23 protein-coding genes and 1 other RNA gene are annotated in these 22,797 nt (G+C 50.4%); 12 read left to right on the top strand and 12 right to left on the bottom strand.

Annotation, left to right across the window (positions count from 1 at the left end):
- The first annotated feature begins 411 nt into the window (after nucleotides 1-411).
- Nucleotides 412-615 carry a DUF1107 domain-containing protein gene (locus L6J37_RS07475; RefSeq protein ID WP_027253583.1) on the top strand — a complete coding sequence of 68 codons (204 nt, stop codon included), beginning with the start codon at nucleotides 412-414 and terminating at the stop codon, nucleotides 613-615.
- A gap of 52 nt (nucleotides 616-667) precedes the next feature.
- Here L6J37_RS07475 and gcvH (L6J37_RS07470) read toward each other — a convergent pair whose 3' ends face one another.
- From gcvH (L6J37_RS07470) to L6J37_RS07450, 5 genes are all read right to left on the bottom strand, one after another.
- Complete coding sequence (gene gcvH / locus L6J37_RS07470) at nucleotides 668-1,054, bottom strand: glycine cleavage system protein GcvH (protein WP_330872759.1); 387 nt, start codon at nucleotides 1,052-1,054, stop codon at nucleotides 668-670.
- A gap of 292 nt (nucleotides 1,055-1,346) precedes the next feature.
- Nucleotides 1,347-1,730 (bottom strand): glycine cleavage system protein GcvH, encoded by a 384-nt coding sequence (gcvH, locus tag L6J37_RS07465; RefSeq protein ID WP_311568064.1) that lies wholly within the window; start codon nucleotides 1,728-1,730, stop codon nucleotides 1,347-1,349.
- Between the two features lie 202 nt (nucleotides 1,731-1,932).
- A complete protein-coding gene (locus L6J37_RS07460; RefSeq protein WP_218384255.1) occupies nucleotides 1,933-3,144 on the bottom strand; it encodes an FAD-dependent 2-octaprenylphenol hydroxylase in 1,212 nt (403 codons plus the stop codon).
- A gap of 2 nt (nucleotides 3,145-3,146) precedes the next feature.
- Complete coding sequence (ubiH, locus tag L6J37_RS07455; RefSeq protein WP_237794680.1) at nucleotides 3,147-4,334, bottom strand: 2-octaprenyl-6-methoxyphenyl hydroxylase; 1,188 nt, start codon at nucleotides 4,332-4,334, stop codon at nucleotides 3,147-3,149.
- 26 nt (nucleotides 4,335-4,360) lie between these two features.
- Nucleotides 4,361-4,936, bottom strand: a complete 576-nt coding sequence (locus tag L6J37_RS07450) for a UPF0149 family protein (protein WP_192015744.1) — start codon at nucleotides 4,934-4,936, stop codon at nucleotides 4,361-4,363.
- Between the two features lie 291 nt (nucleotides 4,937-5,227).
- On the opposite strand from L6J37_RS07450, the gene L6J37_RS07445 reads away from it, so the two are divergent.
- The 5 genes from L6J37_RS07445 to serA all read left to right on the top strand — a co-directional run bounded on the left by L6J37_RS07445 (nucleotide 5,228) and on the right by serA (nucleotide 8,671).
- Nucleotides 5,228-5,530 (top strand): cell division protein ZapA, encoded by a 303-nt coding sequence (locus L6J37_RS07445; protein WP_192015745.1) that lies wholly within the window; start codon nucleotides 5,228-5,230, stop codon nucleotides 5,528-5,530.
- A 7-nt stretch (nucleotides 5,531-5,537) separates the two neighbouring features.
- A non-coding RNA gene (gene ssrS, locus L6J37_RS07440) (6S RNA) lies at nucleotides 5,538-5,719 on the top strand.
- A 69-nt stretch (nucleotides 5,720-5,788) separates the two neighbouring features.
- Entirely contained in the window at nucleotides 5,789-6,412 is a 624-nt protein-coding gene (locus L6J37_RS07435) for a 5-formyltetrahydrofolate cyclo-ligase (RefSeq protein ID WP_218384257.1), read from the top strand.
- 117 nt (nucleotides 6,413-6,529) lie between these two features.
- Nucleotides 6,530-7,189 (top strand): ribose-5-phosphate isomerase RpiA, encoded by a 660-nt coding sequence (gene rpiA / locus L6J37_RS07430; RefSeq protein WP_192015747.1) that lies wholly within the window; start codon nucleotides 6,530-6,532, stop codon nucleotides 7,187-7,189.
- Between the two features lie 252 nt (nucleotides 7,190-7,441).
- Nucleotides 7,442-8,671 carry a phosphoglycerate dehydrogenase gene (serA, locus tag L6J37_RS07425; protein ID WP_192015748.1) on the top strand — a complete coding sequence of 410 codons (1,230 nt, stop codon included), beginning with the start codon at nucleotides 7,442-7,444 and terminating at the stop codon, nucleotides 8,669-8,671.
- 67 nt (nucleotides 8,672-8,738) lie between these two features.
- Here the strand turns inward: serA and L6J37_RS07420 are convergent, their stop codons facing one another.
- Together L6J37_RS07420 and L6J37_RS07415 are read right to left on the bottom strand one after the other, a co-directional pair.
- On the bottom strand, nucleotides 8,739-9,434 hold the full coding sequence (locus tag L6J37_RS07420; protein WP_218384258.1) for an oxidative stress defense protein: 696 nt from the start codon (nucleotides 9,432-9,434) through the stop codon (nucleotides 8,739-8,741).
- A 153-nt stretch (nucleotides 9,435-9,587) separates the two neighbouring features.
- Nucleotides 9,588-10,484 carry a LysR family transcriptional regulator ArgP gene (locus L6J37_RS07415; RefSeq protein WP_237794678.1) on the bottom strand — a complete coding sequence of 299 codons (897 nt, stop codon included), beginning with the start codon at nucleotides 10,482-10,484 and terminating at the stop codon, nucleotides 9,588-9,590.
- 129 nt (nucleotides 10,485-10,613) lie between these two features.
- Between L6J37_RS07415 and L6J37_RS07410 the strand changes: the two genes are divergently transcribed.
- Nucleotides 10,614-11,246, top strand: coding sequence for a LysE/ArgO family amino acid transporter (locus L6J37_RS07410; RefSeq protein ID WP_192015751.1), 633 nt, complete (start codon nucleotides 10,614-10,616; stop codon nucleotides 11,244-11,246).
- Between the two features lie 71 nt (nucleotides 11,247-11,317).
- Here the strand turns inward: L6J37_RS07410 and mscS are convergent, their stop codons facing one another.
- From mscS to epd, 4 genes are all read right to left on the bottom strand, one after another.
- The gene (gene mscS / locus L6J37_RS07405; protein ID WP_237794676.1) at nucleotides 11,318-12,202 is read right to left on the bottom strand and encodes a small-conductance mechanosensitive channel MscS; all 885 of its coding nucleotides are present in this window, start codon (nucleotides 12,200-12,202) and stop codon (nucleotides 11,318-11,320) included.
- 263 nt (nucleotides 12,203-12,465) lie between these two features.
- Nucleotides 12,466-13,542 (bottom strand): class II fructose-bisphosphate aldolase, encoded by a 1,077-nt coding sequence (gene fbaA / locus L6J37_RS07400; protein ID WP_237794674.1) that lies wholly within the window; start codon nucleotides 13,540-13,542, stop codon nucleotides 12,466-12,468.
- A 138-nt stretch (nucleotides 13,543-13,680) separates the two neighbouring features.
- Nucleotides 13,681-14,844 carry a phosphoglycerate kinase gene (locus L6J37_RS07395; protein WP_237794672.1) on the bottom strand — a complete coding sequence of 388 codons (1,164 nt, stop codon included), beginning with the start codon at nucleotides 14,842-14,844 and terminating at the stop codon, nucleotides 13,681-13,683.
- Between the two features lie 44 nt (nucleotides 14,845-14,888).
- Nucleotides 14,889-15,962, bottom strand: a complete 1,074-nt coding sequence (gene epd, locus L6J37_RS07390) for an erythrose-4-phosphate dehydrogenase (protein WP_192015901.1) — start codon at nucleotides 15,960-15,962, stop codon at nucleotides 14,889-14,891.
- A 642-nt stretch (nucleotides 15,963-16,604) separates the two neighbouring features.
- Between epd and metK the strand changes: the two genes are divergently transcribed.
- The 3 genes from metK to L6J37_RS07375 all read left to right on the top strand — a co-directional run bounded on the left by metK (nucleotide 16,605) and on the right by L6J37_RS07375 (nucleotide 19,461).
- Nucleotides 16,605-17,759 carry a methionine adenosyltransferase gene (gene metK / locus L6J37_RS07385; protein ID WP_218384261.1) on the top strand — a complete coding sequence of 385 codons (1,155 nt, stop codon included), beginning with the start codon at nucleotides 16,605-16,607 and terminating at the stop codon, nucleotides 17,757-17,759.
- A 382-nt stretch (nucleotides 17,760-18,141) separates the two neighbouring features.
- Nucleotides 18,142-18,639 (top strand): SprT family zinc-dependent metalloprotease, encoded by a 498-nt coding sequence (locus L6J37_RS07380; RefSeq protein WP_192015902.1) that lies wholly within the window; start codon nucleotides 18,142-18,144, stop codon nucleotides 18,637-18,639.
- Between the two features lie 114 nt (nucleotides 18,640-18,753).
- A complete protein-coding gene (locus L6J37_RS07375) occupies nucleotides 18,754-19,461 on the top strand; it encodes an endonuclease (RefSeq protein ID WP_375713917.1) in 708 nt (235 codons plus the stop codon).
- Nucleotides 19,462-19,506: 45 nt separating this feature from the next.
- Here L6J37_RS07375 and L6J37_RS07370 read toward each other — a convergent pair whose 3' ends face one another.
- Nucleotides 19,507-20,820, bottom strand: coding sequence for a hypothetical protein (locus L6J37_RS07370; protein ID WP_218384267.1), 1,314 nt, complete (start codon nucleotides 20,818-20,820; stop codon nucleotides 19,507-19,509).
- Nucleotides 20,821-21,070: 250 nt separating this feature from the next.
- Here L6J37_RS07370 and rsmE point away from each other — a divergent pair, with 250 nt between their 5' ends.
- Both rsmE and gshB read left to right on the top strand, forming a co-directional pair.
- Complete coding sequence (rsmE, locus tag L6J37_RS07365; protein WP_218384269.1) at nucleotides 21,071-21,802, top strand: 16S rRNA (uracil(1498)-N(3))-methyltransferase; 732 nt, start codon at nucleotides 21,071-21,073, stop codon at nucleotides 21,800-21,802.
- 15 nt (nucleotides 21,803-21,817) lie between these two features.
- Nucleotides 21,818-22,768 (top strand): glutathione synthase, encoded by a 951-nt coding sequence (gene gshB / locus L6J37_RS07360; protein ID WP_192015758.1) that lies wholly within the window; start codon nucleotides 21,818-21,820, stop codon nucleotides 22,766-22,768.
- Nucleotides 22,769-22,797 lie beyond the last annotated feature (29 nt).

The following is a 22,797-nucleotide window of genomic DNA, read 5'->3' as shown; positions in this document are numbered from 1 at the left end:
ATTTAACGCACAGATCAGAGCAGTGGCACAGGTTAGCAGAAAACACTTTTTTATGGTCTTCACCTCATCCAGCTGTACAAAAAAACACCAATACATTCCTGCAGCAAATACCGTGACAGACAACTGGCCAAACCCAACCAGATAACTATAAGCAACTGATAAAAATAAGAAAAAAAGAAATGTAGCGGAATTGACCCATACCGGAATCCCGCCAGTTTTAATTGAGTATTCACACATCAATTCAGAATAATACTCTGCGCAATGATAAATCTGTAAAAATTAATTACACTAAGCCATCATTCTACATAAACATTATGCTGAGAGTATCACAAATATTTCATAGTCAATTCTCTATAATGGCCGCGAAATAAACACAACAACAATAGAAATAAGGCAAGGTTGCTCATCATTATGCGCATGTTTAAACAATATTTACCGAAACTGGTAGCCAAACACGTCAGCAGGCTATTCAGTGGCCGCTTATACATTGACGGTCGTGGCGGGTATGAATTTGACAATGGGCTGCTCAAACTGCCCGTGAAAGCAGAACAACGTCATTTCAAAACCGTGAAAGAAGTGAATATGGAGATCCGTCGGCTCAAAGAAGCGGCTTAATACAATCAAGGCCGGTTAACTACCGGCCTAATAGATGATTCCTGCTTGAGCGCTAATCCTCTTCTTCACGCGCTAACTCCGCATAAGCTTTCGCATCAAGCAAATCATCCAGAGCAGATTCATCATTGGCCTTTATCTTAATCAGCCAGCCATCTCCGTATGGAGAGTCATTCAACAAATAAGGAGCCCCCTCCAGCTCTTCATTGATTGCCACCACTACCCCGGATACTGGTACATATACCTCTGATACCGCTTTGACTGATTCTGCAGACCCAAACTCCTCGCCCGCTTCAAATGCGTTGTCAATTTCCGGTAATTCAACGTACACCATCTCCCCTAACAATTGCTGTGCGTGATCCGTGATTCCGATGGTATAAACACCATTACCTTCAGCACGTACCCATTCGTGTGATTCGGTATACTTCAATTCAGGTGGAATATGAATCATAACGTTATCCTTATTAAAGTCTAAAGTGCCCGTTTGGTGATATACCAAAACAAAAGCGCAACTTGGTTAGTATTACCTCAAGGGCACTCAGCCCTTCCTAAGATTACTTTAGGATAAAAAAATCAGATTGAAAGTCATTGAGCCAACAAAAAAAGCCGCCTCTTTCGAAACGGCTCTTCATAATTTACATTCAGTTAAAAAACCTGATGCTGTCGCAGCATGGTTGGCAACTATCCAGCATCACAGGCAGAACACATCGCCTGATTATTATGTTTCGCTGATATCAGTCTTCTTCAGAGGTAAACTCCTGATACCCTTCGGCATCCAGCAATTCATCCAGCTCACCTTCATCATCGGCTTTTATCTGAATCAGCCAGCCATCTCCGTACGGATCGTTATTCACCAGCTCAGGAGACAATTCGAGGTCTTCATTGATAGCCACCACAACCCCGGATATAGGTGCATACACATCTGACGCCGCTTTAACCGATTCCGCCACCGCAAACTCATCGCCAGCCTCAGTGACTCTTTCCACTTCCGGTAAATCAACAAACACCATATCCCCCAGCATTTGCTGCGCGTAATCTGTGATGCCGACAGTATAGATTCCGTCCCCTTCGGGACGTACCCATTCATGAGTATTAGTGAATTTCAATTCAGAAGGAATATGGGCCATAAGTAGATCCTTACCAAAACGGCGACGCCGATATGTTCACAAAAAGAGGTCTAACCTTCCCTTACAAAGGCTTCGTCTTGCCTAACTGTTATTACTTTAGGAGAAAAAAAACAGATTGAAAGTAAATGGACTCACAAAAAAAGCCGCCTCTCGCGAGACGGCTTTTCAGAATTAGCATTCAGTTAAAAGAACCTTACTCAACTCTGGCTAACGCAGGCAGCTCTCCGCTCAACCCCAGGGCCCGGCGCATAAACTGATCTTTAACCCCAGGCGCATGGTTGACCAGCAACAGCCCCACATCACGGATCAACTTTTTCGCCGGATGACTGCCATCAAACAGCTCCCGGAACGCTTGCATAGCCGCAATCATTTTCGCCGCTTCCGCTTTTCGCCAGCGTTCAAAATAACGCAGATGCTGGCGGGCCCCTATGTCCTTGTCCTGACGCCACAACAGACTCAGAGTTTCCGCCAGGCTGGCAGCATCCAGCAACCCCAGATTCACTCCTTGCCCCGCCAGCGGATGAATCGTATGCGCGGCATCACCAATCAGCGCCACACGCTCACGCACAAAATCACGGGCATAACGCATTTTCAGAGGCACAGCCTGACGTTCGCCTTCCAGACGGCACAATCCCAGCCGGCAATCAAACGCCGCAGACAACTGATTGCTGAAGCTGTCGGCATCCAGGGCCATCAAGTCTTCCGCCTTCTGCGGCGAGACAGACCACACAATCGAACACAGATCCGGTTCTGACAAGGGCAGAAATGCCAGTGGGCCATCAGGGGTAAAAATTTGTCTGGCGGTGCGCGTGTGGGACTCAGAACAACGAATGTTGGCAACAATGGCGTGATGACCATAATCCCAGTGAGTCAGCGGGATATCCATCTGTCTGCGCACCCATGAATTGGCGCCATCCGCCCCCACTACCAGCTTGGCCGTCAGGCTCTGACCGTTGTCCAGCGTCAGCCAGGCTTCGCGCTCACCAAAAGCCAGCTGCTGGCAGCGCACCGGGGCAATCATGGTCACATTAGGCTGAGTTTTCACTTTGTCCAGCAGTGCCAGCTGAATCACGCGATTCTCGACGATATGGCCAAGATCAGGCTGCGCCAGAGAGGCAGCATCAAAACTGATATGCGCAAAGCTGTCCTGCTCCCAGACATCCATCTGCTGATAAGGGCTGACTCTGCGCTCAGCCATGCCTGGCCAGGCTCCGACCCGCTGCAAAATCCGTTCACTGGCACGGCTCAATGCAGAGACACGGACATCCGGTAACGGGGCCAGTTCAGGGTCAGGCAACTGGCCTTCAATGACGGCAATACGAAGATCAGTATCGGCCAGGGCTGCAGCCAGAGTTAACCCCACCATACCGCCACCGATAATAGCTATATCCACACTTTGCATCATGATTATCTGTCTACCTGTCCCATCGCCCGCTTCATCAGCGGCGCTTTAATTGTATCCATTACACTCATCGCCATCAGGCCGGCATTGCGCCCGGCGACCAAAGGCCAGTGCTCATTTGCAAACAGTTTCACCAGGCATGTGGTCATCGCCACCGTTGCGGCCTGGTCTGGCTCGCGACGTTGCCGAAAGCGGCTCAGTATCGCCGTTGATCCCGGGTCTTCACCGGCCTGATAGCCAGCCACCACTTCCTCAGCCAGGGTCACGACATCACGCAAGCCCAGATTGAACCCCTGCCCGGCTATCGGATGCAGTGTCTGAGCAGCATTGCCGACCACAGCAAAACGGTGAGAAACCCGTCGCTCAGCCTGTCGCAGACTCAGCGGATACACAAATCGCTGGCCGGTTTTTACCATCTTGCCCATACGCCAGCCAAAGCTGGACTGTAACTGCGCCAGAAACGTTTCGTCGTCCCATCCCATCACTTCCTGCTGCTGTTCCGGCGATATGCACCATACCAGCGAGCTTCGTCCCTGACTCATCGGCAACAAAGCCAGGGGACCGAAAGGCGTGAATCGCTCAAAGGCTTCGCCCTGATGAGATAAAGCGGTAGAGATATTGGCAATCACAGCGACCTGTTCAAAGTCCAGGCTCTGATGACCTATGCCCAGTTGCGCGCAGCAGCCGGACACCCCGCCATCGGCCGCCACCAGTAAGCTGGCCTGCAAAGATTCACCGTTAGTGAGCTGCAGGCTGACCACATCCTGTTCGCGATGCAGCGTATGGATTCTGGCCGGGCAAAACAGATCAATCGCCGCCCTTTCCGACAACTGCTCAAGGAATACAGAGCCCGCCTGCGCCAGTTCAATGACATAGCCCAGCGCACTGATCCCATACTCACTGGCAGACATACGGGCTAAGCCGGGATGGCCGCGATCAGACACATGAATACGAGAGATAGCCGTGGCTTCGCCCGCCAGAAATGACCAGAGGCCGAGTTGCTCCATCAAGCGGACGGAGCCTAAAGACATAGCAATACTGCGGGCATCATAGCCGGGATGGCCTGCCTGTTCAGGAGAAACCGCTTCAACAACGGCAATGCGCAAATTACCCTTACTCAGGGTATCCAATGCAAGGGCCAGGCTGGCACCCGTCATGGCTCCCCCTGCAATGACAACATCATACTGCTTCACGTCTGTTTTACCTCAAACCTGCCCTGTCAGTGCAGCGTAGGCGCATCGCCCTGACCCGACTGATGTCGTGACACCAGCTCGAAATAACAGGTCAGCGTGCACATTCGGACATGCTCTATGACCTGCTCAAACAACGTCGCCTGCTCTTCCAGATCATCCTCATCGTCGATCCCCAGCTGCGCGATATCCTGCAGATCGCCCAAGGCTTCCTGCACTGAAGCTGGCAATTTTTCTTGATTCAGTCCCATCAGACCCAATCCGGACAAGAAACAGTTAACCCATTCACTCAAAGCTTCAGCCCGCACCATCAAATCCACATCATCATCTGGCAGCAACAAAGACGCGTCAAACCCCGTACCAGCCAATTCCTTAGAAGTAATATCCACCAGATTTTGTGTCAGCGTTCTGGCGTCACCGTCCAGAGATTCGCCATTGTTGGCGTAATCCGAGATCGGACCAATCCAATGCTCGCCGACAGCGGGTAAACCGCCGCACAGCATACCCGTCAGTAATCCGTGTAATTCTGAGGGCGTAACCGCCAGAGACTGACTTTTCAGCGCGGTTTCCACCGCTTCATAAGCCGGCAATTTTACTTCGCTCATGGGCTTTTTCACCTTAATAAGATTGGTGTCAGATGGGTTTGTGATATGCTACCACTTAGGCTGGATTCAGGCTAACCTAAAGCAAAAGGCGATTGATTGAGTCGATATTTTTACTGGCATTCATCGGCTCAACGGCAAAAATAACACCGAACTGATGAAGATTTGTCATCTCGCTTGCAGGTCGCTCATGCAGTCAGGTCGCATGCTTGCAAGTTAAATAGGCTTTTTCTATATTAGCGGCCGATCTTCGCTTCACGAATTCACAGTGACTGACACGGATACAAAACAGCTATGAGCTCGCAGGCAGTTGAAATTGAAATTTTAGGCCGGACCATTAAGGTAAATTGCCCCGTTGGCCAGGAAACAGCGCTACGTGCAGCCGCGGCGGATTTTGACAGTCGCCTGAATGAACTGTCGCAGCGAACCAAAATCTCCAACCCGGAGCAGTTACTGATGTTTACCGGGCTGAACATCTGCAGTGAACTGCATAACGAACGAAAAGAATTTAACAACAATGCCGATTCTTTGTCCGAGCGCATCGGTCAAATTACAGAAACTCTGACTGAGGCATTGCAAAATCAACCGCAACGTTGATAATGGATTGACCCTGGGGTGTGCGTCAGCGAATCGACGTCCCCGAGCCGATAAGCAAAAAACCAGGATTTGCTTTTATTAGCTATTGAGCATGCTCAGCACGACTGAGAAGCCTACGGTTAATGTTGCCGATCCACCTTGAACGTCTGGTTCAAGGGCTACAATTCGCAACGGCACCTTGGGGCACCCCCTCTTTTTCTATTCTGCTCACAGCCAGCAGTTCTCTCTTTGAGCAGGCGACGACAGGCATAGAATGTTATGGATGCATCTCTCCCGCAAGGCTTTACCGGCCAAACAACCCAAACCACACGCCAACAGCTTCGTCAGCAGGTGCGCCTTAAACGCCAGGCACTGACCCCACACCAGCAGGAACAGGCCAGTAAGGCTGTGCTGAGCCGCTTTTGTCAGCTCAGCGAGGTTCGCCAGTCGCAACATGTGGCTTTATACCTCAACAATGACGGTGAGTTAGATACCGAACCGCTAATCGAATGGCTGTGGCACCAGAACAAAAACGTTTATCTACCCGTGTTACATCCCTTCAGCAAAGGCCACTTGTTATTTCTGCATTACCGGCCTGAGACGAAAATGCATTGTAACCGCTATGGCATTGCCGAGCCTGTGCTGGATGTTCGTCTTGTTAAACCCGTTCACGAATTGGATCTGATCTGTACCCCTCTTGTCGCCTTTGATGAACAGGGACAACGGTTAGGCATGGGGGGCGGGTACTATGACCGCACATTAAGCCAGTGGCACCATAACAGCGCAGGCCCTCGTCCCCTCGGACTGGCCCACGACTGCCAGCAGGTCCGGCATCTGCCGGCAGAAGCCTGGGATGTACCACTGCCAGCTATTATCACCCCCTCGGCACACCACCACTGGTAAACATCCAGCTGTCAGTTGCCTAAACAGGGATCTTCATCATGATTTTAACCTGCCAGAGTATCAATGGTCGGCTATAATCAGCGCTCCGCAATCCATAGGCCATCACGAGGAAAAAGCATGACACAGGATGAAATGAAAAAAGCGGCTGGCTGGGCAGCCCTGGACTACGTGACCAAAGACAGCATTGTAGGCGTTGGTACCGGCTCTACCGTCAATCACTTCATCGATGCGCTGGCAACCCGCAAAGAAGAAATCAAAGGTGCTGTGTCCAGCTCTGTTGCATCAACACAGCGACTGGAAGAGTTAGATATTCCGGTATTTGATGCCAATGAAGTGTCTGCGCTGGATATCTACGTGGATGGTGCAGACGAAATCAACCCTGACTTTGACATGATCAAAGGTGGCGGTGCGGCACTGACACGCGAGAAGATTGTTGCGGCCATTGCCAAAAAATTCATCTGTATTGTCGACAACACCAAAGAAGTCGATGTGCTGGGTGCCTTCCCGCTGCCGGTTGAAGTTATTCCGATGGCACGCTCCTACATAGGCCGTGAGTTAGTCAAGCTGGGCGGCGATCCTGTATACCGTGAAGGTGTCATCACTGATAACGGCAATATCATCTTAGATGTGCACAATCTGCAAATCACCGATGCAAAAGATCTGGAAAATAAGATTAATGCGCTGCCAGGCGTGGTCACTGTCGGTCTTTTTGCCCGACGCGGTGCGGATGTCCTGCTGGTAGGCTCTCCTGATGGCGTGAAAACTGTCACTAAATAACAGTATCAGCGCTATTCATAAGGCTTGATGACTAAACGGCATAATATATGCCGTTTTTTATTATCCATTTCGTAATATTCTCGCCACTTCACCGAAATTTTTGATACTTTAATGTGAACGCAATCGTTTAAGCTCACCAGACGGCAACACAGGATGTACGCCTGTCACCGTGTGACATCACAATGTGCTGTTGCATGAACACGTTATCCTGCCCGCTGTATGGAATACCTGTTGTTTTTAAGGAAAAGGACCATGGCAAAAGTTTCGCTGGATAAAGACAAGATTAAAATTCTGCTGCTGGAAGGCGTTCACCCCTCTGCACTTGAAGTGCTCAAACAAGCCGGCTACGAGAATATCGAGTATCACAAAGGCTCGCTGGCGGGGAATGAACTGCTCGACGCAATCAAAGATGCCCACTTTGTAGGTATTCGTTCCCGTACCCAGCTGACTGAAGAAGTCTTTGACGCGGCCAAGAAGCTGATTGCTGTAGGCTGTTTCTGCATTGGTACCAATCAGGTTGATCTTGCTGAAGCCAACCGCCGTGGTATTCCTGTATTTAACGCCCCCTTCTCCAATACCCGCAGTGTGGCTGAGCTGGTACTGGGTGAAATATTGCTGCTGCTGCGTGGTATCCCGGAAAAAAATGCCAAAGCCCACCGGGGTGAATGGCAAAAAACGGCTGACTCCTCCTATGAAGCCCGTGGTAAGAAACTGGGTATCATAGGCTATGGTCACATAGGGACTCAGCTCAGTATTCTGGCTGAAAACCTGGGTATGGATGTGTATTTCTATGACATCGAAAACAAACTGACCTTAGGCAACGCAACCCAGGTTGATTCCCTGAGTGAGCTGCTCAATAAATCCGATGTTATCAGTCTGCACGTTCCTGAAACGCTGGATACTCAGAACCTGATGGGTGCCGAAGAATTCGCGCGCATGAAGCCGGGTTCCATCTTTATCAATGCCGCGCGCGGCACAGTCGTCGACATAGATGCACTGTGCAGTGCACTGGAAAGCAAACATCTGGCAGGTGCTGCGATTGATGTCTTCCCGGTCGAGCCTAAAACCAATAAAGATCAGTTCGAGTCACCGCTGACGCGCTTTGATAACGTGATTCTGACTCCACACATCGGTGGTTCGACTCAGGAAGCTCAGCAAAACATCGGTATCGAAGTGGCGGGCAAAATAGTGAAATACTCAGACAACGGTTCAACTGTGTCGGCCGTTGGCTTCCCTGAGGTGTCATTACCTGAGCACCGTGGCTGTTCGCGCCTGCTGCACATTCACGAAAACCGCCCGGGCATTCTGAATCAGATCACCACAATTTTCGCCGCTGAAGGTATCAACATTGCCGCTCAGTATCTGCAAACCAGCCCTGAGCTGGGTTATGTGGTGATTGACGTTGAGACCGAGCGATCTGAAGAAGCACTGAATAAGCTGAAGGCCATTGACGGCACAGTCCGTGCCCGTATTCTGCATTAATTCTGGCACGCCCCTTAAACCAAGAAGCTCACCCTGGGGTGAGCTTCTTTCTGTCTGACGCATAGCGTTATTTTTCCAGGCGGAAAACCACTTCCACTCTGTCACGGAAAGTAATTTCGGCGTCCTGATAGGTGGCCTGAGTTTCCATCGCTGCATCCATTTTCATTCGCCCCATCACCGGTCGCGGCATAGGATCGAAATAGCGGATATTCCACACGCCATCGATGTCGGTATCAAAACCTTGTGCCAGTGACTTGGCCTTACTTTGCGCATCTTTGATGGCGGCCTGGCGAGCTTGCTCCATGTACTTATCGGCATCGCTGACTTTCAGCTCTATGTTCTGAATCCGGTTGATTCCATCCCCCAGCGCACTGTCCAGGTAGGTATTGAGTTGTTCTAAATCACGAACAGTCACAGTCACCTGACGTGAAGCCTGATAACCCACCAGTTCAGGTGGCGCATCGTTGCTGCTGTGATACTGCGGATGCAGATAAATATTGGCACTTTCAATATCCGCACGTTTTACGCCGCTTTTTTGCAAGCGCTCCATAAAGGCCGTGACGGCTTTATCCGCGGCCTGTTTCGCTTCCTGAGCGGTTTTACGATTTTCTTCAACCGCCACTGTAAACACAGCCATGTCCGGTTGAGCAGTTATTTCACCCACACCAATGGTTTCCAGACGGGGAAAACTGTCTTCTGCCATTGCCAACGGACTGATCAGAGTCGCTCCACTCAAACAAACAGCAAGTAAGGTTTTTTTCATAACACCATCCAAATCATAACGTTAGGTTTCAGCTCATTGGCCTTATGCTGTTTTTGACACCGGACAGAGAAAAATTATCCCTGGATCGCAAAAAATTTTGCACATCATTTTATTAAAATGACATTTATCAATTCCAGAATACGCTGACTCCCCTCACTGGGGCAGACGGTTTCTGGCATGATCAAGCAACTGAGCTGTCACTTCACTAAAGACACCACTTTCCAGCGCCCAGTGATGCCAGTAAATTCTGCGTGTCAGCATGATACCCGGGGTCAGGTTGACCAACTCGCCGCTTGCCAGTTCTGACTCTATCTGAATTTTAGGGATCAGGCAGTATGCCGCTCCCTGTAGCGCCAGTTTGACGAAAGCCTCTGAGGAGCGCACCCTGTGGGTCAGCACGCTGCCACGAGGCAGATTAAAATGCTGCTGAATGAAGACTTCATGCATATCGTCATACTGGTCAAATGCCACAGCAGGGGCGCGCATCAGTGCTTCGCGGGTGACTCCATCAGCAAAATACTTCGTCTGAAAGTCCGGGCTGGCGACACACAAATAATCCATCCGGCCAAGGTAATCAGACACACAGCCAGGCATTGCCGTGGCCTCCATGCTGATAGCACCGAGCACTTCCCCGCTGCGCAACCTGTCGAGGGTTCTGCTTTCATCTTCCAGCATCAGGTTAATCTCGATGCGACGCTGTTTGAGCAGCGGGCTGAGTGCCGGCAGCAACCAGGTGGCCAGACTGTCAGCATTTGTAGCGATGGACATTTGTAATGGCTGGCTTTGCTCACCAGGGCGGATATCCGGCAGTAACTCCTGCTCCAGCAGGCGAACACGGCGGTACAGACCCAGCAATTTTTGTCCTGCCGGTGTGGGCCTTGGTGGCTGCTCACGCACCAGCAATGGCTGAGCCATGTGTTTTTCCAGCTGCTTTATCCGCTGCGAAACCGCAGACTGAGTGATGCATAGCATTTCTGCCGCCCGTTCAAATCCTCGCTGCGACACGACTGCGTCCAACGCCTGTACCCAGCGATAATCCAGTCCTTCCATGCCTACCCTCAATATTAGTAAGTCTAATAAATCATAAAAATTATTAGATTTACTAAATCATAGCGAGTGATTTAAGCTTTAGCCAGATGTAGCCGTCACTTTCACCACAGAATAAGGACAATATCACTCATGAGTCTATGGCCGTTACTGCAAGGCTTTGGCCTTGGCGCCAGCATGATTATTCCGATTGGCGCTCAAAATGCGTATGTACTCAATCAAGGCATTAAACGTAATCATCATTTAACCACTGCCACTGTATGCTGCCTGCTTGATGTGTTGTTCATCAGTCTGGGCGTATTTGGTGGCGGCGCGCTGCTTTCCAGCAACGAAAGCGTGCTGCTGGCTGTGACCTTGGGTGGGATCGCTTTTCTGCTGTTTTACGGTAGCCTGTCTCTGAAAAGTGCCTTTAGTCAGGCCTCTGAAGAAGAAGCACAAAGACAAACACTGGCTCGCGGCAGACGGGCCGTAGTTGCTGGCGCGCTGGCTGTTACTGTACTCAATCCGCACCTGTACCTGGATACCGTTGTTATTCTGGGTTCGATTGGCGGGCAGTTTGAGGGCCAGGACCGCATTGCTTTTGCCATAGGTACGATATTGGCATCATTCGTTTGGTTCTATACCTTGTCGATTGCCGCAGCGAAGATGGCGCCAACCTTGTCCCGGCCCAAAGTCAAACGTGGCATCGATATTGCCGTTGCCGCCATGATGTTCATTATTGCGGCCCATCTGGCTCAAGGCCTGCTGACACAGTATATTTTCTAACATCAGCAGATACGTGCCAAAAACAACAATGGAGCCAAACGGCTCCATTGTTGTTGCAATTTAGCTGAACATTATTCTTCAACTTTGTTGAGGTACACATCCATTTGCGGAAAGGGAATCTCAATACCTTCTTTATCCAGCTCTTCTTTGATCGCCTGAAGCAAATCAAAATAGATGGCCCAGTAATCGGCGGTTTTCACCCAGGGACGAACTACAAAATTCACCGAAGAGTCAGCCAGAGCCACTACACCAATAGTTGGCGCAGGCGTTTTCAGTAAGCGAGGCTCTGCATCCAAAACGCGCTTGAGCACTTCTTTGGTTTTCTTCAGATCCGATTTGTACGAAACCCCGATGACATAATCAATACGACGGGTTTCATGCCTGGAGTAGTTGGTGATAGCTCCACCAATCACAGCCGCATTAGGGACAACCACCATTTTATTGTCCGGGGTATTCAGTACGGTCTGAAAAACCTGAATAGATTCGACAGAACCGGCCACCCCGGCCACTTCAACATAATCGCCTGATTTAAAAGGACGGAAGGCAACAATCAGCACACCGGCAGCGAAGTTGGACAGTGAGCCCTGCAAGGCCAGGCCGATAGCCAGGCCGGCGGCACCGATGACAGCTACCACAGAGGCCGTTTGCACACCCACTCGGCTTAATGCCGCAATCAGCACTATCACAAACAACAGGTAGCGGACCATTGACTGCAGGAATTTGACAACCGCTTCATCCATTTGCTTGCGGCGCAGCATTTTGCCGAAGCCGCTCGCCACCCCTTTCGATACCAGATTACCAATAAACAGAATTAATAAGGCAGAAATCAGGTTAACGCCATACTGGATTAACAGCTCCTGATTATCGACAACCCAGTTACCCGCTTGTTTTACACCATCAGCCAGCTCATTATTGGCAATGGTATCAACCATTTTATCCGTTACACTCTCAGTCATAGCGCTCTCTCTACATTGGGGATGATGCGGTAATGCTCAAGTCCCGTGATACATAACAAACAGAACGAAATTACCCTAACAATAACCACTTATCTGAACTCAGATAAGTATGATACGACATGCGCAATCATTGCTGTCATAGCGGTCACAAGCAAGACTTTTTTATGCGGCTTAAGGTAACTTTATTCAGCTCTTGCTATTAAACCAAATAAAAAAGCCCGCAAAGCGGGCTTTTTACAATCTAATCTGCTCAGAGTGACAAATTACAGCACGTCTACTGCATTCAGATCAGAGAAAGCTTGTTCCAGGCGCTTAACCATAGAATCCTGACCTTTACGCAGCCATACGCGTGGATCATAGTATTTCTTGTTAGGCGCATCTTCACCGGTTGGGTTACCGATCTGGCCCTGCAGGTAAGCTTCGTTTTCCAGGTAGTACTCACGGATACCGTTCCAGGTTGCCCACTGAGTATCAGTATCGATGTTCATTTTGATCACACCGTAGCCGATAGATTCGCGGATTTCTTCCAGAGAAGAACCTGAACCACCGTGGAATACGAAGTTCAGCGCATTAGACTCAATACCGAACTTCTCAGAACAATACGCTTGAGAATCACGCAGGATGGTTGGCGTAAGAACCACGTTTCCTGGCTTATAAACACCGTGTACGTTACCAAATGACGCTGCGATAGTGAAACGTGGGCTGATAGCATTCAGTTTCTCATAAGCGTACGCCACATCTTCTGGCTGAGTGTACAGAGAAGATTGGTCCAGGTGAGAGTTATCTACACCGTCTTCTTCACCACCGGTACAACCCAGTTCAATTTCCAGCGTCATGTTCATCTTGCTCATGCGCTCAAGGTACTTGGCACAGATTTCGATGTTTTCTTCCAGCGATTCTTCAGACAGGTCAATCATGTGCGAAGAAAACAGAGGCTTGCCTGTTTCCGCAAAGTGCTTTTCACCGGCGTCCAGCAGACCATCGATCCATGGCAGCAGTTTTTTCGCCGCATGGTCAGTGTGCAGGATCACTGGCACACCGTAAGTTTCAGCCACAGCGTGAACATATTTTGCACCCGCAATCGCACCCAGGATCGGGCCGTTCTGACCTTCCAGCTTCAGGCCTTTACCGGCAAAGAAACCTGCACCGCCGTTTGAGAACTGAACAACAACAGGGGCTTTCACTTTCGCGGCAGTTTCAAGCACTGCGTTGATAGAGTCCGTGTTAACTACGTTAACCGCTGGCAGAGCAAATTGGTTTTCTTTTGCTACTGCAAATACTTTCTGTACGTCGTCGCCAGAAATCACACCAGGTTTTACGAAGTCGAAGATCTTAGACATAACAATAGTCCTATTAGCTTTTAGCTTTGTTGTCTGGGTTTAAAGATAAACTCATTGCTAATGTGTGCGGCCAAACGGTTAATGTTCACACCACACACAGCATATTCCAGGCGCCGAGCCAGCCCAGCGCCGCTGTTATCAGGCTTTCGCTCGTTCTTCCAGCATAGCAACTGCCGGCAGTTTTTTGCCTTCCACAAACTCCAGGAACGCACCGCCACCGGTTGAGATGTAAGACACTTTATCTTTGATACCGTACTTATCAATGGCTGCCAGCGTATCGCCGCCACCGGCAATAGAGAAACCTTCAGAATCGGCAATCGCTTGCGCTACGACTTCAGTACCTTTACCAAATTGCTCAATCTCGAACACGCCGACCGGGCCGTTCCACAAAATAGTTTTGGCTTCTTTGATAATGCGAGCCAGCTCAGCAGCAGAATCCGGACCGATATCCAGCACCATGTCGTCTTCTGCAATATCAGAAGCAGACTTAATGGTGGCTTCAGCCGTGTCAGAGAATTCTTTGGCGCAGACTACGTCAGTCGCAACCGGCACATTGGTTTGCTCCATCAGCGCTTTCGCTGTGTCAAGCAGTTCGGCTTCGTACAGAGATTTACCGACGCCATGACCTTCAGCCGCAATAAAGGTGTTTGCGATACCGCCACCCACCACAACCTGATCGGCAATCTTCGCCAGTGACTCCAGCACGGTCAGTTTGGTCGACACTTTAGATCCGCCAACAATCGCCACCATAGGACGAGCCGGATTACCCAGCGCCTTACCCAAAGCGTCCAGTTCCGCAGCCAGCAGCGGGCCTGCACAAGCCACAGGGGCAAACATGCCCACACCGTGAGTAGATGCCTGGGCACGGTGCGCCGTACCGAATGCATCCATCACAAACACGTCACACAGTGCCGCGTATTGCTTGGACAGTGCTTCGTCATTCTTCTTCTCGCCCACGTTAAAGCGAACGTTTTCCAGTACTACCAGCTCGCCTGCATTCAGATCCAGACCATCCAGGTAATCTTTCGCCAGCGTCACATCACAGTCGAGCGCGTCTTGCAGATAGTTCACTACAGGCTGCAGAGAGAACTCGTCAGCGTATTCACCTTCGGTCGGGCGACCCAGGTGAGAGGTAACCATTACCTTTGCGCCTGCTGCCAGGCATTGCTTAATCGTAGGCAGAGATGCCAGGATACGTGCATCAGAAGTTACTTTACCTGCTTTTACTGGCACGTTCAGATCGGCACGGATCAGCACGCGTTTACCGGCCAGATCCAGCTCAGTCATCTTGATTACAGACATGGTTTGTCCTCTCAATAGTCTTACTGTGTAAATGATAAATATGTTCAGCCCTGCGATTTTGCCTGGCTGGGAAATTCAGAAACGTCTTTCAGCTGACCACTGACCTGATGCATCACCAGTGCTGTATCCAGCATTCGGTTTGCAAATCCCCATTCGTTGTCGCACCAAATCAGCAATTTCAGCAGATGCTGATTGCTGACACGCGTCTGGGTGCCATCAACAATGGCGCTGTGGGGATCATGATTGAAGTCAACAGAAACAAGTGGCGCTGTGGTGTAATCGACAATATCCGTCAATGTACACCTGGCAGCCTCGGCCAGGGCTTGATTTACATCATTAACCGAGACATTAGTCTTCACCGTAACGCTCAGATCCATCGCGGTGACGTTAATTGTAGGAACCCTGACTGAAATCGCCTCAAATTTATCCGCAAATTTAGGGAAAATACGGCCTATACCTAAGTGTAATTTTGTGTCTACCGGAATGATCGACTGGCTCGCGGCACGTGTCCGGCGCAGGTCAGTATGGTAGGCATCGATCACCTGCTGGTCATTCATGGCTGAATGAATCGTTGTGATAGTGCCGGATTCAATGCCGAAAGCTTCATCAAGCACTTTAATCACAGGAACAATGCAGTTGGTGGTACAGGAACCGTTGGAAACAATGCGATCTTGAGGTGACAGGCTGTCTTGGTTAACACCGAAGATGATGGTGTTATCTATGTCGTTAGCTGCAGGATGGGAAAACAGGACTTTCTTGGCACCGGCCTGAATATGGGCTTCACCGTCGGCTCTTGAGCCGTACACCCCGGTACAGTCCAGAACGATATCCACTTCCAGATCCCGCCACGGGAGCAACTGGATATCATTGAGATGAAGAATACGAATCGCGTCTTCACTCTGACCATCGGCAATGAACAGATGTTCCTGATCATGGCTGACCTTGCGACCAAAGCGACCATGACTGGAATCATACTGAAGCAGATGTGCCATAGCTTCAGGCTGAGCCAGTTCATTCACTGCCACGACTTTTATCTGGTGGTGTTTGCCGCTTTCATACAAGGCCCGCAGTACACTGCGGCCGATACGGCCAAATCCATTAATTGCGACTCGTAATATCATATCCGTGCTACGTAAGTGAAAAGCCGCTCTAGTGTATACCAAGCGTTAACGAGATTCATCCTAATTGTGACCCGCCTCACTCCCCAGAACGATTGTCTGCGAGCGTAGCGCAATGCCAGTAAATACGCCCGCTGTAACTACATCCTTCCTTATAACAGATATATAAATAGTGCTTTATCGGAATAAATAAAGCTCCCGTCTGGCGTATTTTTTTCATTGTTCGAAATAATTTTTCTGCAACCTATCAATAACAATTGGTCCGAGCAGTAAATCACCGACGTTCAATCAGGCAATCGCGGTTTTGATCGCAATACGCGCCGATCCATCAAGAGGCCGGAACGCATTTCGCAAAGAGAAGAAGGGGCTGTCAACTCACAAAGAAGGTAAATAGTCTGAATTTTTAGTTAAAACCAATATTATTAACTAGTAAGATTACAAACCACATGATGAAGATAATCGTTTGGCTGAAAATTATCTTATTTCCACACATATCTAGTTGTTGATTTTGATCCCATACAAGTTATTATAGCCGTCTAGACGGAGGTAGCTCTATACATACAGACTGATGATTAATCACTCAGACTGCTGAAAATCACACCTCCAATCACCTTTAAAGTTTTTCTAATAGTGAGAATACTCATGGCGAAACACCTGTTTACTTCTGAGTCGGTATCGGAAGGCCATCCAGATAAAATTGCAGACCAGATCTCAGATGCAGTCCTGGATGCGATCTTAGAACAAGACCCGAAAGCACGTGTTGCGTGTGAGACTTACGTAAAAACCGGCATGGTCATGGTCGGTGGTGAAATCACTACCACAGCTTGGGTGGATATCGAAGAGCTGACCCGTCAGACGGTGCGTGAAATTGGTTACGTCCATTCAGACATGGGCTTTGATGCCAACTCTTGTGCCGTACTGAGCGCAATTGGTAAGCAGTCTCCTGATATTAACCAGGGTGTTGACCGCAGCGACCCGAAAGATCTGGGTGCAGGCGATCAGGGGATTATGTTCGGTTACGCCACCAACGAAACTGAAGTGCTGATGCCGGCCCCTGTCACTTATGCTCACCGTCTGGTTGAGCGTCAGGCTAAAGTCCGTAAAAACGGTACGCTGCCATGGCTGCGCCCGGATGCCAAAAGCCAGGTCACCTTTGCTTATGACCAGGGCAAAATCGTGGGTATCGATGCCGTTGTTCTGTCGACTCAGCACTGTGACAGCATTGAACTTCCTGTGCTGCAAGAAGCTGTGATGGAAGAAATCATCAAACCGGTTCTGCCGGCAGAGTGGTTGAACAAAGACACCAAGTACTTCATCAACCCAACCGGCCGCTTTGTGATCGGTGGTCCAATGGGCGACTGTGGTCTGACTGGCCGTAAAATTATCGTCGATACCTACGGCGGTGCAGCGCGTCACGGCGGTGGTGCCTTCTCTGGTAAAGATCCATCAAAAGTGGATCGCAGTGCGGCCTACGCCGCCCGTTATGTGGCGAAGAACATAGTCGCAGCTGGCCTGGCTGACCGTTGTGAAATCCAGCTGTCGTACGCTATCGGTATTGCCGATCCAACATCCATCATGGTGGAAACTTTTGGTACAGAGAAGGTCTCTCACGACCTGATCGTTGAAGCCGTTCGTCACCACTTCGACCTGCGCCCATACGGCCTGATCGAAATGTTGGATCTGCTGCAGCCTATCTACAAGAAAACAGCGGCATACGGTCACTTTGGTCGCGAAGAATTCCCTTGGGAAAAAACCGACAAAGCAGAGCTGCTGCGCGATTACGCCAACATCAAGTAATTGAATCTGCAAGGCTGTGATTCTTACTCGTGAAAAAGGAAGCTTCGGCTTCCTTTTTCATTGCTTTTCTTTCTCACTCCCCTCCCCTGTACAGCTTTTTCAGCTTTTGACCACCTATGATCTAAAAGCAGACCAAGCTGCTCACCCCTCTCGTAAAAACAGATAACAATATAAAAATAAACATATTTTAGTGTTATTTACTTCCCATGATCCAATCGCCCGAAAAGCTGATCATCTGTACCTGTACAGCTTCCGGAGGTTTTGAACACCTATGTTCTAAAAACTGTCACTGCTGTACAAAACGCATTTCAGGCCATCGAAGGTAGAAAATCAGCGCCAGACCTTACATACTGACCCCCTTGTTTGTTCACCTTTCAGCATCATGGACTCACTACAGCAAGCCATTATTGAACGTACCCTCTCCTGCCTTCGCCGGGCTGAAAACAAGCTTGGCAAACAGTTTCCTGATCCGGCAATCCGCTTTACCCAGCGCGGTAAAATTGCTGGCAGTGCCCGGATGCAAAGCTGGGAGATCCGCTATAACCCGGTATTACTGGCAGAAAACCCGCACGCTTTTCTGGCCGAAGTGGTTCCCCATGAACTCGCCCATCTGCTCACTTTTGCCTGTCACGGCAAAGTGCGTCCACATGGCCCTGAATGGCAAAAAATGATGACTGAGGTGTTCAATGTGCCAGCGCGCACCACCCACAGCTTCGATATCTCTTCTGTAAGCGGGCGTACTTTCCCCTACCGCTGCCAGTGCCGGGAGCATCAGATCACTGTCAGGCGGCATAATAAGATTCTGCGTCAGCAAGCCATCTATCACTGCATGCAATGCCACCAGCCTTTGATGCCTGTTACTGGAAATGCGTCGCAGTGAAATTGAAAATTTGATTTTTTACACACAGATAACGTGAAACACTTCTAAAAAATTCCGGTACTGATAACATCATCATCCATACATTCAGTCACCGGAAATCCCATGTTAATCAAGCTGAAATGGCTAATGACTGCCGTACTGCTAAGCGTCAGTGCCCTGCCCTCTCCCGTATTGGCAGACCCACCGCACAACTTCTCCAAAGCAAAAAAACTGCTGGTCAACATTTATCAGGATCACAACGAGAGCTTTTACTGCGGCTGCCGGATTGAATGGCAAGGGAAAAAGGGAATCCCGGATCTGAACAGCTGCGGCTATCAGGTTCGCAAGCAGGAGACGCGTGCCAGCCGGATTGAGTGGGAGCACGTGGTGCCGGCCTGGCAGTTTGGCCATCAGCTGCAATGCTGGCAGGATGGCGGGCGTAAAAACTGCCGCAAAGACCCGGCCTTCAGCCGGATGGAAGCCGACATGCATAACCTGACCCCGGCCATTGGCGAGGTGAACGGCGATCGCTCGAACTATCGCTTTGCCCCCTGGCGTGAACATGACGGTGCTTTCTACGGCCAGTGCGAAGTGAAAGTTGATTTCAAAAACCGCCGGGTGGATCCGCCACCCCGTGCCCGAGGAGCCATTGCCCGCACCTATCTTTACATGGAGCAGGAATACCGCTTCCGTCTGGCGAAAAGTCAGCGCCAGCTGATGCAGGCCTGGCATAAGACTTACCCGGTCAGCCCCTGGGAGTGCGAAAGGGATCGACGTATTGCCAACATCCAGCACAAGCACAACGGTTTTGTGCTGGAAGCCTGTCAGCAGGCAGGACTTTAATATAATAACGGCTGAGATCAGGGCTCTCAGCCGTTTTCTATTTTGTTAGTGACGCAGCATCTCATCCAGGTAACGCTGGCTGTTATCGGCAACCGGCGCCTGGCGATTGAAACGCTCAAATCGGGCCGACATCACAGCAGTCCGCGCCTGGCACCATCCATAGCCGTACGGCAGATCCACCGGCATTGAACTGGCTATTGATGCAAATTCAGCGCTCAGATCCTGCTGTAAGATACTCTCCGATACCAGCCTGGCGCGCGGCACAACCTCTTTCTGCGCCAGCCGGTTGCGCTGCCCCCAGCCAATAATCAAATCATCACAACTGTAATTTTCAACCTTGGGTGAGGACGTAAACGCCACATCAGAGACCGCCTCATATTCCCGCCACATCATATAAGCTTCAAACAGCATGGCGACATCTTCCGCGCCAGTGTAATAGCCGTAAAAATCGGCGCCACCATCAGGCTCGAATGCCGATCCTGCCTGCTCAGGCGACATGGTCGTTGACGCCGAGGCGCCGCCAAAATAGCTCTCAGCCATCAACTGTAAACTGTCTGCTGAAAGCGCATGGGCTTGTTGCAATGATGTCTGAATCCAGTTGCCTTTAATCTGCTTGATGTTTTTACCTATGCTGGTTGACACATCCAGCACACTGAGTTGATCCGGCGGCAGGAAGTCGTTGGCATGAGCCAGCTCATGGACCAGCAGATTAAACAGTCCCGGCGCTATTTCTGATTTGCTCCGCCAGTAATTGTCGTACTCATCGAAGGTATTGCTGTAAGTAACATAATCACCATTGCTGTACACATAACGTTGTAAAGCCAGAAACGGCAGGACATCTGCAAACCCGGAGCGGTAATCTTGCTGCTGATAAATGTCATTCCATTCCGCCTGATTGCGCCACAGATACCGCGGATCGATATATATCCCTGCAGTATCTGTGTGATAGAAAGACGGGCGGATATCAAGGCTGAGTACAATGACATTGAGTGGCTTAAACAGATTCAGCACATCCTGCGGTAAGTCACGCACCACATCCATAAAGCTGTCCCCCATCCAGCCATGGGATACCAGCAATCGCTGGGCAATGTCGTCCGGCGTCAGATCGCCCTGAATGTCATAGCCGAGCGGTGCGATATCCTGCAACTGGCAGGACTGCCTCTGTTTATAGATGACAGCACAATCTTCGGCTGCCAACCCGTACTGACTGGAGCTCAGGTACGGCTGCAGACTGGCCAGCAAAGGATCGCCATCCACATTCAGGCTGCGCTCGCCAGACTTACCGTCGCCGCCACAGCCCGCCGCCAGCACCGCCGCCATAAGGAGCGCCAGTCTGTGCGTTCCTTGTGTTATTGTCATTTTTGTTATGTCCCCTATGCAACAAATCCGACATTTTAGGTGATACGGGGTTCAATCCCACTGACTTTTTGCCGGAGTTATGAGCCGCATCAATGTCGGCTCGTGCAGCTTTTGCGCGAGATAACACTTCAGCGCGCTTCCGCTGTGTTTCATCGCGCAGTATTCGGCACTGTGCAATGTTCGGTACATTACCGCCAAGCTTGATATACTGACGCCAGGAATAACCATCAAAGCCAACGAATTTAATACTATGAGAGTGCCACGTATTTTCCATCCTGAGACCCTACCGGCAAGCGGTAGAGTGCCATTAAGTGACGACGCCGCCAACCATGTCGGCCGCGTGATGCGGATGCAGCCAGGCCAGGAAATTCTGTTGTTCGACGGCAGCAATGCTGAATTCCCTGCTGTCATTACCGAAGCCGGTAAAAAACATGTCGAAGTAGAGATTTCTGCCCGTATTGAGCACAGTGTGGAGTCCCCTTTGGATCTGCACTTGGGCCAGGTGATTTCCCGCGGCGATAAGATGGAATTCACGATTCAGAAATCTGTCGAGCTGGGCGTCAACAGCATTACGCCGCTGATCTCAGAGCGCTGTGGTGTCAAACTGACTCAGGACAGGTTCGATAAGAAACTGTCACAGTGGCAAAAAATCGCCATCAGCGCCTGCGAGCAATGCGGCCGCAATGTGGTGCCGGAAATCCGTCCTGTGATGAAACTGGAAGACTGGTGCGCGGAAGAATTTGACGGCCTGAAGTTGAATTTGCACCCAAGAGCCCAATATTCCATAAATACCCTGCCCGCACCTGTCACCCGGGTCCGTCTGCTGATCGGGCCGGAAGGCGGTCTGTCGGAGCAGGAAATCAGTATGACTGAAACGTTCCGGTTCAGCGAAGTGCTGCTGGGTCCCCGGGTTCTCAGAACTGAAACTGCCGCTATGACGGCGATAACTGCGCTACAGGTCCGCTTTGGCGATCTTGGCTAACCAAGGAGAAAAGACATGATCAAATTGGGTATTGTGATGGATCCCATCCAGTCCATTACCATCAAAAAGGATTCCAGCTTTGCGATGATGCTTGAAGCGCAGCGTCGCGGCTGGGAAATCCATTATATGGAAATGGCTGATCTGTCTCTGGAGCAAGGCAAAGCAATCGCCCGGACCCGGATCGTCAAATTGCAGGAAGATCCGAACGACTGGTTCAGCTTCCACGGTGAGCAGGAAATCGAACTGAGCGAGCTCGATGCCGTGCTGATGCGCAAAGATCCGCCGTTCGATACTGAATACATCTACGCCACCTATATTCTGGAGCGCGCGGAAGAACAGGGCACCCTGATCGTCAATAAACCCCAGAGCCTGCGTGACTGTAATGAAAAACTCTACACCGCCTGGTTCCCCGAGCTGACACCCACCACAATAGTGACCCGCCGGGCAGATAAGATCCGCGCTTTCCAGCAGGAACACGGCGATATCATTCTCAAACCGCTGGACGGTATGGGCGGCTCGTCGATCTTCCGTGTCAAAGCCGGGGATCCTAACCTGTCGGTGATTATTGAAACCCTGACCAATCACGGTGAATACTACTGTATGGCGCAAACGTTCGTGCCGGACATCAGTAACGGCGACAAACGCATTCTGGTAGTTGACGGCGAGCCTATGCCTTACTGTCTGGCCCGTATTCCGGCCGAAGGGGAAACCCGTGGCAATCTGGCCGCCGGTGGCCGCGGCGAACCCCGCCCGCTGAGCGAGACTGATCGCAAAATTGCTGAAGCTGTCGCACCGGCACTGAAAGAAAAAGGGCTGATTTTTGTTGGCCTGGATGTGATTGGCGACAAGCTGACTGAAATCAATGTCACCAGCCCAACCTGTATTCGCGAAATTGAAGCGGCGTATGATATTTCTATTACAGGCAAACTGATGGATGCCATAGAACGCCGCCTGAAAACCGCTTGATACTGATACCACCCGGACGTGTTGTCTGC

This window comes from Photobacterium sp. WH77 (genome assembly GCF_022014395.1).
Taxonomy (GTDB): Bacteria; Pseudomonadota; Gammaproteobacteria; order Enterobacterales; family Vibrionaceae; genus Photobacterium; species Photobacterium arenosum.
Note: the sequence above shows the minus strand (reverse complement) of the source record. Positions and strands in the feature narration are given on the sequence as shown.